The 13,731-nt window shown below is 73.4% G+C and carries 12 protein-coding genes; 10 read left to right on the forward strand and 2 right to left on the reverse strand.

What is annotated here, in order from left to right:
- The first annotated feature begins 336 nt into the window (after positions 1-336).
- From FB455_RS33430 to FB455_RS33470, 9 genes are all read left to right on the forward strand, one after another.
- Positions 337-3,171, forward strand: a complete 2,835-nt coding sequence (locus FB455_RS33430; RefSeq protein ID WP_145755770.1) for a Na+/H+ antiporter subunit A — start codon at positions 337-339, stop codon at positions 3,169-3,171.
- A gap of 114 nt (positions 3,172-3,285) precedes the next feature.
- Positions 3,286-3,768, forward strand: coding sequence for a Na(+)/H(+) antiporter subunit C (locus FB455_RS33435; RefSeq protein WP_145755771.1), 483 nt, complete (start codon positions 3,286-3,288; stop codon positions 3,766-3,768).
- Positions 3,765-5,270 (forward strand): Na+/H+ antiporter subunit D, encoded by a 1,506-nt coding sequence (locus FB455_RS33440; protein ID WP_091329593.1) that lies wholly within the window; start codon positions 3,765-3,767, stop codon positions 5,268-5,270. The genes FB455_RS33435 and FB455_RS33440 overlap by 4 nt, the downstream gene beginning before the upstream one ends.
- Entirely contained in the window at positions 5,267-5,917 is a 651-nt protein-coding gene (locus FB455_RS33445) for a Na+/H+ antiporter subunit E (protein ID WP_145755772.1), read from the forward strand. The genes FB455_RS33440 and FB455_RS33445 overlap by 4 nt, the downstream gene beginning before the upstream one ends.
- Positions 5,914-6,177, forward strand: coding sequence for an MrpF/PhaF family protein (locus FB455_RS33450; protein ID WP_013284715.1), 264 nt, complete (start codon positions 5,914-5,916; stop codon positions 6,175-6,177). The genes FB455_RS33445 and FB455_RS33450 overlap by 4 nt, the downstream gene beginning before the upstream one ends.
- A gap of 120 nt (positions 6,178-6,297) precedes the next feature.
- Entirely contained in the window at positions 6,298-6,627 is a 330-nt protein-coding gene (gene mnhG, locus FB455_RS33455; RefSeq protein ID WP_013284716.1) for a monovalent cation/H(+) antiporter subunit G, read from the forward strand.
- A gap of 163 nt (positions 6,628-6,790) precedes the next feature.
- Positions 6,791-8,146: a hemolysin family protein gene (locus FB455_RS33460; protein ID WP_013284717.1), complete on the forward strand. Its 1,356-nt coding sequence runs from the start codon at positions 6,791-6,793 to the stop codon at positions 8,144-8,146.
- On the forward strand, positions 8,143-9,207 hold the full coding sequence (locus FB455_RS33465; RefSeq protein ID WP_013284718.1) for a hemolysin family protein: 1,065 nt from the start codon (positions 8,143-8,145) through the stop codon (positions 9,205-9,207). Before FB455_RS33460 ends, FB455_RS33465 begins: the two co-directional genes overlap by 4 nt.
- 103 nt (positions 9,208-9,310) lie before the next feature.
- The gene (locus FB455_RS33470; protein WP_013284719.1) at positions 9,311-10,240 is read left to right on the forward strand and encodes a sporulation protein; all 930 of its coding nucleotides are present in this window, start codon (positions 9,311-9,313) and stop codon (positions 10,238-10,240) included.
- Positions 10,241-10,338: 98 nt separating this feature from the next.
- On the opposite strand, the gene leuE is transcribed toward FB455_RS33470, so the two are convergent.
- Together leuE and FB455_RS33480 are read right to left on the reverse strand one after the other, a co-directional pair.
- Positions 10,339-11,001, reverse strand: a complete 663-nt coding sequence (gene leuE / locus FB455_RS33475; protein ID WP_013284720.1) for a leucine efflux protein LeuE — start codon at positions 10,999-11,001, stop codon at positions 10,339-10,341.
- On the reverse strand, positions 10,998-12,245 hold the full coding sequence (locus tag FB455_RS33480; protein ID WP_145755773.1) for a bifunctional pyridoxamine 5'-phosphate oxidase family protein/GNAT family N-acetyltransferase: 1,248 nt from the start codon (positions 12,243-12,245) through the stop codon (positions 10,998-11,000). Before FB455_RS33480 ends, leuE begins: the two co-directional genes overlap by 4 nt.
- Before the next feature lie 38 nt (positions 12,246-12,283).
- Between FB455_RS33480 and FB455_RS33485 the strand changes: the two genes are divergently transcribed.
- The gene (locus tag FB455_RS33485; RefSeq protein ID WP_145755774.1) at positions 12,284-13,621 is read left to right on the forward strand and encodes an aminotransferase class I/II-fold pyridoxal phosphate-dependent enzyme; all 1,338 of its coding nucleotides are present in this window, start codon (positions 12,284-12,286) and stop codon (positions 13,619-13,621) included.
- Positions 13,622-13,731 lie beyond the last annotated feature (110 nt).

Consider the following 13,731-nt stretch of genomic DNA (forward strand, 5'->3'; position numbering starts at 1 on the left):
CTGCCTCAAGCGCTACATCGTCCGCGAGATCCACACCGCCCTCCTCGCCGACTTCACCACCCTCAACACCGCTTGACTTCTATAGGAGCATCCCCACCCCTCCCACCACCCCTCCTCACCCCCACCGCTCCGGTGATCAAGGAGTTTGCGGTGGGTTCCGGCGCGGTTCCGGACACGAACTCCTTGATCACCGGGCGACGGGGCGGGCGCACGTCGGGTGGGCCGGTGAGGTAAGGGTGGGTTTTGGGGAAAACCGCCCGGTTCGGTGCCTCTGTGGCGTGTGATCGGTTGTGACACCAGCGTGTTCGCGCGCTGTCACCTCGACCGGGAGTACGCGTGCTCGTCCTGCTGATCGTGCACCTGGTGGCGGCGCTGCTCGCCCCGCTGCTGGTCCGCCGGTGGGGTCCGCGCGCCTGCCTGATGCTGGCGCTCGCCCCGGCCGCCACAGCGGTCTGGGCGGCGGCGCACACAGGGGCGGTACGCGACGGCGGCGCGGTGGTCGAGACGTACCCCTGGATCTCGCAGCTCCAGCTCGACGTGGCGCTGCGCGTCACGACGCTGTCCTGGCTGATGCTGCTGCTCGTCGGCGGCGTCGGCGCGCTGGTGCTGGTCTACTCCGCCCGCTACTTCCCGCCCGGGTCCACCGGGCTGGCCCGCTTCGCCGCCGTCATGGTCGCCTTCGCCGGGGCGATGCTCGGCCTCGTCGTCTCCGACGACCTGCTGCTGCTCTACGTGTTCTGGGAACTGACCACCGTCTTCTCGTACCTGCTCATCGGGCACAGCACCGAGCGCCGGTCCAGCCGGTGGGCCGCCGCGCAGGCGCTGACAGTGACGACGCTGGGCGGGCTGGCAATGCTCGTCGGGTTCCTGCTGCTCGGCCACCACGCCGGGGGCTACCGGTGGTCGGCGGTGGCGGCGGCGCCGCTGCCCGGCGGCGGGTACCTGGTCGTCGCCGTGCTGCTGATCCTCGCCGGGGCGCTGGCGAAGTCCGCGGTGTTCCCGTTCAACGCCTGGCTGCCGGTGGCGATGGCCGCCCCGACGCCGGTGAGTGCGTACCTGCACGCGGCGGCGATGGTGAAGGCCGGCATCTTCCTCATCGGACTGCTCGGCCCGGTGCTCGCCCCGGTCGACGGGTGGCGGCCGGTCACCGTGGTCGCCGGACTGGTCACGCTCGTCATCGGCGGCTGGGCGGCGCTGCGGCAGACCGACCTGAAGCTGCTGCTGGCGTACGGGACGGTCAGCCAGCTCGGCCTGCTCACAGTGGTGTTCGGCGCGGGCACCCCGAAGGCGGCGCTGGCCGGGGTGGCGATGCTGGCGGCACACGCCCTGTTCAAGGCGGCACTGTTCCTGGTCGTCGGCATCCTCGACCACGAGGCCGGCACCCGTGACCTGCGGGAGCTGTCCGGGGTCAGACGGACCGCGCCGGTGCTGGCCGTCGTCGCCACGCTGGCCGCCGCCTCGATGGCCGGGGTGCCGCCGCTGCTCGGGTTCGTCGGGAAGGAGGCGGCGCTCGCCGCGTTCACCGGTGATCCGCTGGTGCTGACCGTGCTGGTGGTGGGCAGCGCGCTCACCGTCGCGTACAGCATCCGGTTCCTCTGGGGCGCGTTCGGCACCCGGCCCGGCACGCCGGACACCGAGCTGGCCCGCCCGCCCGCCGCGATGCTCGTACCCCCGGCGCTGCTCGCCGTGGCCGGGCTCGCCGCCGGTCCGGCGGCCGGGTGGCTGAGCGGCCTGTTCGAGCCGTACGCCGAGCTGTTCGGACCGGTCGAGGAGCACCTGGCGCTCTGGCACGGACCCACGGCGGCGCTCGGCCTGTCCGCCCTCGTGCTGGCCGGCGGTGTGGTGCTGCACCTGGTCCGCGGCCCGCTGGCGCCCGCGCTGGCCCGGCTGCGCTCGCCGGTGGGCGGCAACCAGGGGTACGAGTGGGTGACGCACGCCTTCGACCGGCTCGCCATCGAGGTCACCGGCGCCACCCAGCGCGGCTCGCTGCCGCAGTACCTCGGCACGGTGCTGCTCGTGCTGGTGTTCGTGCCGGGCGGGGCGATGATCGCCACCACGCCGTGGCGGGTCGACCTGGCGCCCTGGGACAACCCGGCCCAGCTCGTGGTCTGCGTGGTGATCGCGGTCGCCGCGCTGCTCGCTGTCGGCGCGCGCCGCCGGCTCACCGCGATGCTGCTCGTCGGCGTGACCGGCTACGGCACCGCGATGATGTTCGTCCTCTACGGCGCGCCGGACGTGGCACTGACCCAGTTCCTGGTGGAGACCGCGACGATCGCCGTGTTCGTGCTGGTGCTGCGTCGGCTGCCGGAGCGCTTCTCGGCGCGGCCGCTGCGCCGCAGCCGCTGGGTCCGCCGCGGCATCGGGATCGCCGCCGGTGTGGTGATGGCCGGTCTGGCGCTGGCCGCGGCCGGGGCACGGCGAGCGCCGTCGATCTCCGCCGACTTCCCGGACCTGGCCTTGATCGAGGGGTACGGCCGCAACGTCGTGAACGTGACGCTGGTCGACATCCGGGCCTGGGACACGATGGGGGAGATCTCGGTGCTCGTGGTCACCGCGACCGGGGTGGCCAGCCTGATCTACGAGCGGTCCCGCACCGGGCCGCGTCCCCGCCGTCCCCCACCGGCCGCGTTGCGCGCCGGGGACCGGCGCACGGTGTGGCTGCGCGGCGGGCAGACGCTGCCCGAACGGCGGCGCTCGATCGTGTTCGAGGTGGTCACCCGGCTGATCTTCCACACCGTCCTGATCTTCTCGCTGTTCCTGCTCTTCTCCGGGCACAACGCCCCCGGTGGCGGCTTCTCCGGCGGGCTCGTCGCCGGCCTCGCGCTGGCCCTGCGCTACCTAGCCGGCGGCCGGTACGAGCTAGCCGAGGCGGCGCCGGTCGGGGCCGGCACGGTGCTCGGCGCGGGCCTGGGCATCTCGGTCGGCAGCGGCGTGCTCGGCCTGGCGCTCACCGGTGAGGTGCTCCAGAGCGTCAAGGTCAACCTGTGGTTGCCGGTGGTCGGTGACTTCTACCTGGTCACGTCGCTGTTCTTCGACATCGGCGTGTACCTGGTGGTGGTCGGGCTGGTGCTGGACATCCTGCGGAGCCTGGGCGCCGAGGTGGACCGGCACGTGGAGGCCGCGGGCGAGGCGGGGCGCGGGTTGGTCGTCCAGCGCGAGGGCCCCTCATGAGCGCGAGGAGTGAGCCGGGTTTGCGAGCCCCGCAGTCGCGAACAGAGGTGGTTCCGTGAGCGCGAGGAGTGAGCCGGGTTTGCGAGCCCCGCAGTCGCGAACAGAGGTGCCGCAGTGACGCGCGGGGCGGCCGGGCCGACGCTGGTGCTGGTGCTGGCGGTCGGGGTGCTCGTCGCCGCCGGTGTCACGCTGCTGCTGGAACGCAGCCTGACCCGGATCCTGCTCGGCATCATCCTGCTCGGCAACGGCGTGAACCTGCTCATCCTGCTCGGCGGGCGGTCCGGCGCCGCCCCGCTCGTCGGTTCCGCGTCGCAGAGCGAGATGAGCGACGCGCTGCCGCAGGCCATGGTGCTCACCGCCGTGGTGATCACGTTCGGGCTGACCGCGTTCCTGCTCGCTGTCGCCTACCGGAGCTGGTACACCAGCGGCGACGACGAGGTGCAGGACGACCTGGAGGACCGGCAGATCGTCCGGCTCGCCGAGAGCAACGAGGTGTCCACGGCCGACCTCGGCGGCGAGGGCCCGGACGAGGACCCGGAACAGGTCGACCCGGAGCCGGCGCGCCGCCGGCTGCACCGGGACGGTGAGAAACCATGAGCGCCCTCGTCCCGCTGCCGGTGGTGGTGCCGCTGCTCGGCGCGGCGCTCACCCTCCTGCTGTCCGGCCGGCCCCGCCTGCAGCGGTCGATAAGCGTGCTCTGCCTGTCCAGCGTCCTGGTGGTGGCGGCGGTGCTGCTGGTGCAGGCGTACCGGTTCGGGCCGGTGGTGGTGCAGGTGGGCGGCTGGCCGGCGCCGGTGGGCATCGTGCTGGTGGCGGACCAGCTGGCGGCGCTGATGGTGCTCGTCTCCTCGGCGGTGACGCTGTGCGTGCTGCTCTACTCGATCGGCCAGGGCCGGGGGGAGACCGGGGAGACCGCGCCGGTGAGCATCTTCCACCCCACGTACCTGGTGCTGACCGCGGGCGTGACGAACGCCTTCCTGGCCGGGGACCTGTTCAACCTGTTCGTCGGCTTCGAGATCCTGCTGGCCGCGAGCTTCGTGCTGATCACGCTGGGCGGCACCGAGGTGCGGTTGCGGACCGGGTCGACGTACGTGGTGGTCAGCATCCTGTCGTCGCTGCTGTTCCTGTCCGCCGTGGGGCTGGTGTACGCGGCCACCGGCACGCTGAACATGGCGCAGCTCGCCGGCCGGCTGGACGCGCTGCCGTCCGGCGTACGCCTGACCCTGCAACTGACGCTGCTGCTCGCGTTCGGGATCAAGGCGGCCGTGTTCCCGCTGTCGGCGTGGCTGCCGGACAGCTACCCGACCGCGCCCGCCCCGGTCACGGCGGTCTTCGCCGGCCTGCTCACCAAGGTCGGCGTGTACGCGATCATCCGCACGGAGACGCTGCTGTTCCCCGGCGGCCAGGTCGCCACGCTGCTGATGGTGGTGGCCGGGCTGACCATGGTGGTCGGCATCCTCGGCGCGGTGGCCCAGTCGGACCTGAAGCGGCTGCTGTCCTTCACGCTCGTCAGCCACATCGGCTACATGATCTTCGGGGTGGCGCTGAGCAGCGTCGCCGGCCTGTCCGGGGCGATCTTCTACGTGGTGCACCACATCACCATCCAGACCACGCTGTTCCTGGTCGCCGGCCTGGTCGAGGAACGCGCCGGCAGCACCGACCTGCGCCGGATCGGCGGCCTGGCGCGGATCGCCCCGATGCTCGGCGTGCTCTTCTTCGTCCCCGCGATGAACCTCGCCGGCATCCCGCCGTTCTCCGGCTTCCTCGGCAAACTCGGCCTGCTCCAGGCCGGCGTGGCCGCAGGCGGGACGCTGCCCGCCGTGCTGGTCGCGGCCGGCACGCTGACCAGCCTGCTCACGCTCTACGCGGCCTCCCGGGTGTGGAACATCGCGTTCTGGCGGGCGCCCCGGCTGGCCACCACCACCCCGCCGGCCCGGCTGCCCGGAATGATGGTCGGGGCCACCACCGCCCTGGTGGCGCTGGGCGTGCTGTTCACGCTGGCGGCCGGGCCGCTGTTCCAGGTCACCGCTGACGCGGCCACCGACCTGCGCGAGCGCACCCCGTACGTGCGGGCGGTCCTGCCCCGGGACGTGCCGTGACCGACGACCTGCCCCCGGGCGGGGGCGCGACCGGTGATCCCGCCGGCGTACCCCGTGCGGTGCCCGCCCCGGACGCGCCGGTGCCGACCGTGGGGCGGGGCGGGCGGCGGCGGGACCAGGCGGTCGCGCTCGGCTGGCTGGTCGTCGCCTGGATGCTGCTGTGGGGCGACGTGTCCTGGGGCAACCTGGTCGCCGGCCTGGTGATCGGTGTGGCGGTGCTGCTGTTCTTCCCGCTGCCGCCGGTCACGTTCGGTGGCCGGGTACGCCCCCGCGCGCTGCTGGTGTTCGCTGCGACGTTCGTCGCGGAGCTGGTCAGCGCCAGCGTGCACGTAGCAGCCGTGGCGCTGCGCTTCGGCTACCGCCCGCGCGGCGCGATCATCGCGGTGCCGCTGCGCGTACGTACCGATCTCAACCTGGCGCTCACCGCCGAGGTGATCTCGCTAGTGCCGGGCACGCTGATCCTCGACGTCGACCGGGCCGCAGGCGTGCTCTACGTGCACGTGCTCGACGTACGCGGACCCGACGACCTGGCCGAGAGCCGCCAGCGCGTGCTCGCCGTCGAACGGCGCATCGTCCGCGCCATCGGATCTCCCGACGAGGTACGCCGGCTCGACCTCGAACCCGCCGAACGGAGGAACCATCAGTGACAGTCCTTCTCGCCGTCGCGTTGACCGTGCTGCTCTCGGCCACCGCGCTGCTCGCCCTGGCCCGGATCTACCGGGGCCCGTCCCTGCTCGACCGGGTCGTCGGCGCCGACCTGCTGCTGTCGGCGATGCTCGCCGCGGTGGGGGCGGAGGCCGCTGTGAACCGGCACGCCACCACGCTGCCCGTGCTGGTGGTGCTCTCGCTGCTCGGCTTCATCGGTTCGGTGTCGCTGGTGCGCTTCGCGGTCCGGGCTGAAGCGTGAGCGCGAGGAGTGAGCCGGTTCTGCGAGCCCCGCAGTCGCGAACGGAAGGAGGCTCCCTGTGAGCGCGAGGAGTGAGCCGGTTCTGCGAGCCCCGCAGTCGCGAACGGAAGGAGGCTCGGCATGAGCGCCGTCGCGGACTGGGTCGGTGGGGTGCTGCTGCTGGTCGGGGCGGTGCTGGCCCTGGTCGCCGGCATCGGGCTGGTGCGCTTCCCGGACGTGCTGGACCGGATGCACGCGGCCACCAAGCCGCAGGTGCTGGGCGTCCTGCTGCTGCTGGCCGGGCTGGCGCTGCGTCTGCGTACCCCCTCGGATCTGGGCATGCTGGTCCTGGTGGCGATCTTCCAGCTCTCCACCGCGCCGGTGGCCGCGCAGATGATCGGACGGGCCGCGTACCGTTCCGGGCGGGTCGACCGGACGCTGCTGGACGCCGACGAGCTGGCCGGACGCTGAACCGGACGTGCGGGAGGCTTCCCGGCACCCTCAGCGAACGTCCAGCGGGTACCGATAAAATGGGCCGCATGATCGACTCTCCTGCCCCGGAGGGCAGCAGTAGCCGGCCGGGTAATACCCGGCGAATTCCCTCCCCGACGACCCCGGGAGCACTGAACCTCCCGTGTTGATCCTCGTCGGTCTCCTTCTCATCACCGTCCTCACCGCCGCCACCGGTTACTTCGTGGCCCAGGAGTTCGGCTACGTCGCCGTGGACCGGGGCAAGCTCAAGCAGCTCGCCGACGGTGGCGACCGTGCCGCGGCCCGGGCCCTGGAGGTGACCGGGCGGCTCTCCTTCATGCTGTCCGGCGCGCAGCTCGGCATCACAGTGACCGCCCTGCTCGTCGGTTACGTCGCCGAGCCGTACCTGGGTGCCGGGCTGGCCGACCTGCTCGGCGTGGCCGGGCTGTCCAGCTCGGTGTCGCTGCCGCTGTCGGTGGCCCTCGCCCTGATCATCGCCACAGTGGTGCAGATGGTGCTCGGCGAGCTGGCCCCGAAGAACCTGGCCATCGCGCGGGCCGAACCGCTCGCCCGGGCGCTGTCCCGGTCCACCCTGATCTACCTGAAGATCGCCGGTCCGCTGATCACGCTGTTCGACCGGGCCGCCGTACGGCTGCTCCGCCGCATCGGCATCGAGCCGATCGAGGAGCTGCCCAGCGGCGCCACCCCGCAGGACCTGGAACAGATCATCGCCGAGTCCCGGGAGGAGGGACACCTCGACGCCGAGATGTCCGACCTGCTGGACCGGGGTCTGGACTTCCGGGAGCTGACCGCCGGGGAGGCGATGGTGCCGCGCGTCGACGTGCACACCATCCGGGCCGACGAGCCGGTCAGCCGGATCGTCGAGCTGCTCGACACCGGCCACTCCCGGTTCCCGGTGAGCGGCGCCGAGGGCGTCGACGACCTGGTCGGCGTGGTCGGTATCGCTGACGTGCTCGGGGTGCCCCCGGCGCAGCGCGCGACCACCCGGGTCGACGCGGTGGCCGTACCCCCGTTGCTGGTGCCCGAGACGCTGCCGCTGCCGACGGTGCTGGACCGCCTGCGGTCCGGGCACCGGCAGCTCGCCTGCGTGGTCGACGAGTACGGCGGCTTCGCCGGCGTGATCACGCTGGAGGACCTGGCCGAGGAACTGGTCGGGCCGATCCGCGACGAGGACGACCCGCCGGACCGGGCCGCGGCCCGGCAGGAGGACGGCTCCTGGGTGGTCCCGGCGCGCTGGCGCATCGACGAGGTCGCCGACAGCACCGGCATCGAACTGCCCGAGGCGCCCGAGTACGACACGCTCTCCGGTCTGGTGATGCGGGAGCTGGGCCGGGTGCCCGAGGTCGGTGACCGGCTGGAGATCCCGGTCGCCACTGACGGCGACGAGCCGGCCGGCGGCCCGCGGGTGCTCGTCGAGGTGCTGGCGGTGGACCGGCACGTGGCCGACTCGGTGCGGCTGCGGCCCGCCGCCTCCGTGTCCGGGGAGGGTTCCGCATGAGCCCCGGATTCGCGTTGTTCTCCTCCGTGGTGCTGCTGGCGCTCAACGGGTTCTTCGTGGCCGCCGAGTTCGCGCTCGTCGCGTCCAAGCGGTACCGGCTGGAGCAGGCGGCGGCCGGTGGCGGCCGGGCGGCCCGCGCGGCGCTGGACGGCGTCCGCGAGCTGAGTCTGATGCTGGCCGGCGCGCAGCTCGGCATCACGCTGTGCACGCTGGGTCTGGGCGCGCTGGCCGAACCGGCCATCGAGCACCTGCTCAGCCCGCTGCTGCACGCGGTCGGCCTGCCCGAGGCGGTCAGCCACGTGGTGGCGCTGGTGTTCGCGCTGTCGCTCGTGACGTTCCTGCACCTGGTGGTCGGCGAGATGGCCCCGAAGTCGTGGGCGATCACCGACGCGGAGCGGTCCGCGATGCTGCTGGCGTTGCCGTTCCGGGCGTTCGCCCGGATCGCCCGGCCGGTGCTGTCCCTGCTCAACGGGCTCGCGAACGCGATGCTGCGACTGTTCGGGGTGCAGCAGCAGGACCAGCTCGCCCAGGTGCACGGCCCGGACGAGCTGCGCATCCTGCTGGAGCAGTCCCGGGAGCACGGGCTGCTCGGCGCCGAGCAGCACCAGCTGCTGACCAGCATGCTGGAACTCCAGGGCACCACAGTCGCCCAGGTCATGGAGCCGTTCGACCAGATCGTCACGGTGGGCCGGAGCGAGACCGCCGAGCGGATCGAGCACGTCTCCCGCGACAGCGGCCGGTCCCGGCTCGCCGTGGTCGACACCGGTGGTGAGGTGTGCGGCCTGGTGCACGTACGCGAGGCGGTGCGCGCCGTCACCACCGGCCGCCCGGCGACCGCGGAGGAGCTGATGACCAGCGCCTTCACGCTGCCGGCCGAGGCGTCGGTGACCGAGGCGGTGGCCGCCATGCGGGCGCGGCAGGCGCAGCTCGCGCTGGTGAGCAACGGTGGCGGGCCGACCCGGCCGATCGGGTTCGTCGCGCTGGAGGACCTCCTGGAGGAGGTCATCGGCGAGTTCGACGACGAGACCGACCCGGTGCCGCGAGGCCGCCGGATGCGCTGACCGTCGTGATCCGTACCGGCCTGGCGAGGTGGGACAACCACTTCGCCGGGCCGGCGTCCGTTCCGGCCGGGCATGGCCGGGCGGGCAGCGGGAAAGCCCCGGCATGCGGTTGACCGGCGTGTCGCGGGACTCCGCCTGGACCGGGCTCTCGGTGAGCACCACGCTGCCCAACCCGAGCACCCGGCCGGGCCTGCGCCTGCCGGGCCGGGTGACGCTTGCCGCCGGCGGTTCGGACGTGCCGGTCCGGCACATCCGGCTCGGCCTGGTCACCCAGGTCGAACCGGAGGACCCGGAGGCGCCGCGCCGCCTGGTGCAGTTCCAGACGTGGACGATCGCGGGCCGGTTCGTGGTGCCGGCCGGACGGCGGCGGGCCGTCGAGTTCGCCGTGCCGCTGCCGTGGGAGTCGCCGGTGACCACGTACGGCGGGGTGCCGCTGCTGAGCCTGCGTACCGGGCTGCGTACCGAGGTGTCGGTGGACCCGGAGGTGGACCAGGGCGCGATGGTGCCGGTGCTGATCCACCCGCTGCCCTCCCAGGAGCACGTGCTCGCCGCGCTGGACACGCTCGGCTTCGCGATCCGCCAGGCGGGGCTGCGCGAGGGACGGCTGCCGGGGGTGGAGCAGACGCTGCCGTTCCAGCAGTGGTACGGCTTCTGGGCCGCCCCGCTCTACGCCGGCCCGATGACCGAACTCGAAATGATCATGCTGACCGACTCGGCCGGCGTGGAGGTGCTGCTCTGGCTGGACCGGCGGCTCTCCCTGGCCGGGATCACCCACCAGAGCATCAGCCGGTTCCGGGTCTGGCACGCCGGTGCCGATGAGCGCGACTGGGTGGCCACTGTGGACGGCTGGCTGCGGCACGCCATCGACAGGCACGCGGCCGCCGCCGCGCACGCCGACTGGTCGGCCACGATCCGCGAGTCGGCGCACGTCAGCCGCCCGCCGGACCGGCCGGTCGCGCCTGGTTACGGCCTCGGGGGTACGGCCGGCGGCGCGGGCATCGGCGGTGGTGGCGGAGGCGGCGACGGCACGTGAGCGCGTGAGCGTGCACGCGCGTGTGCGCGTGCGTGTGCGTTGTTAAGAAGGGGCCCTTCCTCTACCGGAGGCGTTAAGAAGGGGCCCTTCCTTACACCTCAGCCGGCGGCGAGCTTGAGGCTGAAGCCGAGGAACAGCACCGCGACGGCAGTCGTGCCGCTCGCGGCGAGCCGCCGGCGCTGCCGGAACTGGGCCGCCAGGTACGTGCCGGTGAAGATCAGCACGGTCAGGTAGAGCGCGCTCGCGACCTGTGCGATCAGCCCGAGGAGCAGGAACGACAGCGCCGGCCACGCGTACCCGGGGTCGACGAACTGGATGAAGAACGAGACGAAGAACAGGATCGCCTTCGGGTTGAGCAGACTGATCACCAGCGCCCGGCGGAACGGCTCCCGCTGCTCCGCCGGCTCCACCTCGTCGATCAGGCGCGGCGTGGCCGGGTCGTTGCGGTCGCGCCAGCGCCGCCACGCGCCGCGCAGCATGGCCAGCCCCAGATATCCGAGGTACGCCGCGCCGGCGTACTTGATCACCAGGTAGAGCGGCGGATACGCCTGGAGCAGCGAGGCCACCCCGGCGGCGGAGAGCACCATCAGCACCGCGTCGCCGACGAACACCCCGGCCGCGGCCCGGTAACCGGTGGCGACGCCCCGGCGGGCGGCGGTGGCCAGCACGAAGAGCGAGTTCGGGCCGGGCAGCAGCACGATCGCCACGGTGCCCAGCACGTACGTCCAGATGTCGGTGATCCCCAGCACGCCGGACATCATGACGCCGCGGGTGCCGTCGGGCGAAGCCTTTCCCGCAGGCTGACCTGTGCCTTCGGCCACTCCTGCGCGAGCATCGAGTACTGGACGGTGTCCCGCCAGGAGCCGTCGGCGCGCTGCTTGTGCCGGCGCAGCACGCCCTCCCGGCTCGCGCCGAGCCGTTCGATGGCCCGCTGCGAGCGTTCGTTGCGGATGTCGGTGTGCCAGACCACCCGGACCGCGTCCAGGTCGTCGAAGGCCCGGCCCAGCAGCAGGAGCTTCGCCTCGGTGTTGACGCCGGTACGCCACCAGGGGCGGCCCAGCCAGGTGTAACCGATCGCCACCGACCGGCGGACCGGGTCGATCTCGTGGTAGGAGGTCGTGCCGATCACCGCACCGGTGACGGCGCAGCGCTGGGTCCAGCACACCTGCTCGCCGCGTTCCTGCGCGTCCAGGTAGGCGGCGACCACCTGGCGCATCCCGGCGGCGTCGGCGGGCTGCGTGCCGCCCAGGTGCCGCCACACCTCCGGGTCGGCGGTGGCGGCGTACAGCTCGTCGGCGTGGGCGAGGTCGAGCGGCTCCAGCACGACGTGCTCGCCGCGCAGCACCGCCGGCTCGTGCCACGGCGAGCGGGCCGCACGCAGGTACGCCGGCACCGGCGCGACCACCCCGGGCGCGGGTTCGGGGCGGCCCGGCGTGAGCCGCAGCGGAACCACACCGGCCCAGTACGGCAGCGCCTCGTCGGCCGGCTCGTCGTTGACGCCGCCGGTGCGCATCCGTACCGACACCTCGCGCAGCGGCAGCGCCAGCACGGCGGTCTCGGCCAGTTCGCGCCGGTTCGGCGGGCGGCTGTCGGCGGACCGGCCGGCGGCGACCTTCTCCACCAGCGCGGTCAGCACCGCGGCCTTCTCGCCGGCGTCGTCGACCAGGTGGGCGGTGCCGTGCGCCACCACCGACCGGTAGTTGGCGCTGTGGTGGAACTGGGAGCGGGCGTAGATCAGCCCGTCGAGGTGGGTGACGGCGACGCAGACCCTCAGCCCGGCCTCGCCCCGCGCGGCGAGCAGCGGCCGGCTGCCGGTGGACCCGTGCAGGTAGAGCGTGTCTCCGATGCGCACGTGCAGGGTCGGCAGGATGCGCGGCTCGCCGTCCACGGTGAACGACAGCGCGCAGTGGTACGCCTCGTCGAGCAGCGCGTGCGCGGTGGCCCGGTCGTAGTGCATCCGGTCGCGGGTGCGGGTGGCGGTGGTGCGTTCGGTCGGGGCGTACACGTGACATCCCACCTTTGTTCTAGTACAATCTCCAAACTGTGGCAGCACATTATCAGATCGCCGGTTCCACCTCCGCCGCGATTTCGGCCAGCGTCGAATCCGGCATCCGCACCGGCGATCTCGCCCCCGGCGACGCCCTCCCCGCCGTCCGCGCGCTCGCCGCCGAGCTGGACGTCAGCCCGGCCACAGTCGCGAAGGCGTACCAGGAACTGCGGCAACGTGGCCTGGTCGCGACCGCCGGCCGGCACGGCACCCGGGTCCGCCCCCGCCCGCCGGTCGCCGGTCGCCGCGCCGCGTTGCTGCCCCCGCCGCTGCCCGGCGGCCGTGACCTCTCCGCCGGCCAGCCCGACCCCCGGCTGCTGCCCCCGCTCGGCCCGCACCTGGCAGCGCTCGCCACCGAGATCGGACCCCCCGGGGGGTACGCGACCGACGCCGTGCTGCCCGACCTGGCCGCCCTGGCCCGGGACCGGCTCGCCGCCGATCGCGTGCCGGCCGGCGCGCTCACAGTCACCGGCGGCGCGCTCGACGGCATCGAACGGCTGCTCGCGGCCCACCTGCGCCCCGGCGACGCGGTGGCGGTGGAGGACCCGGGCTGGGCCAACCTGCTCGACCTGATCGCCGCGCTCGGGCTGCGTACCGTCGGGGTGCCGGTGGACGACGACGGCCCCACAGTCGGCGGCGTCCGGGCGGCGCTCACCGCCGGCGTCCGGGCGCTCGTGGTGACCAGCCGGGCGCAGAACCCGACCGGCGCCGCCGTCTCCGCCGACCGGGCCGGCGCGCTGCGGACGCTGCTCGCCGGACGGGCCGACCTGCTGCTGATCGAGGACGACCACGCCGCCGAGCTGGCCCGCGTACCCCTGCATCCGCTCGCCGGGGCGACCCCGGCGTGGGCCTTCGTCCGGTCGGTGAGCAAGCCCTACGGGCCCGACCTGCGGCTCGCGGTGCTGACCGGCGACGAGGCCACGGTGGCCCGGGTGGCCGGGCGGGCGCGGGTCGGTGCCGGCTGGGTCTCCACTGTGCTGCAACGGCTGGTCGTGTCGCTCTGGCGCGACCCGGCCACCGCCGGGCTGGTACGGCGCGCGGCGGACAGCTACGACAGGCGGCGCGACGGGCTGGTTGCAGCGCTCGCCGCGCGCGGGGTGACAGCGCACGGGCGTACCGGGATCAACGTCTGGGTGCCGGTGCCCGACGAGACGGTGGCGATCACGACGCTGCGCGACGCCGGGTGGTCGCTCGCCCCCGGCAGCCTGTACCGGATCGCCGCCGCCCCCGCCGTGCGCGTCTCGGTGAGCGCGCTCGACGAGGCGGACGTCCCCGCGCTCGCCGACGCCCTCACCGCGGGAAGGAAGGGCCCTCTCTTAACGCATTCGGTATAGGAAGGGCCCCTTCTTAGTGAGTGTTTGAGATTTGGGGTGTGGCGGCGTGTCGGGTTGAGGTGAGGGAAGGCCCTCGGTAGGTCCGGTGGTGTCGAGCCAACCGTTTCCAT

This window comes from Micromonospora sp. CNZ296 (assembly GCF_007827635.1).

What these genes read in the sequence shown, in the direction of transcription:
- FB455_RS33440 (WP_091329593.1), top strand. Translation starts at nt 3,765, where the DNA reads ATGAGCGCCCTCGTCCCGCTGCCGGTGGTGGTGCCGCTGCTCGGCGCG.
- mnhG (WP_013284716.1), top strand. Translation starts at nt 6,298, where the DNA reads ATGAGCGCCGTCGCGGACTGGGTCGGTGGGGTGCTGCTGCTGGTCGGG.
- FB455_RS33465 (WP_013284718.1), top strand. Translation starts at nt 8,143, where the DNA reads ATGAGCCCCGGATTCGCGTTGTTCTCCTCCGTGGTGCTGCTGGCGCTC.
- FB455_RS33470 (WP_013284719.1), top strand. Translation starts at nt 9,311, where the DNA reads ATGCGGTTGACCGGCGTGTCGCGGGACTCCGCCTGGACCGGGCTCTCG.
- leuE (WP_013284720.1), bottom strand. Translation starts at nt 11,001, where the DNA reads ATGATGTCCGGCGTGCTGGGGATCACCGACATCTGGACGTACGTGCTG.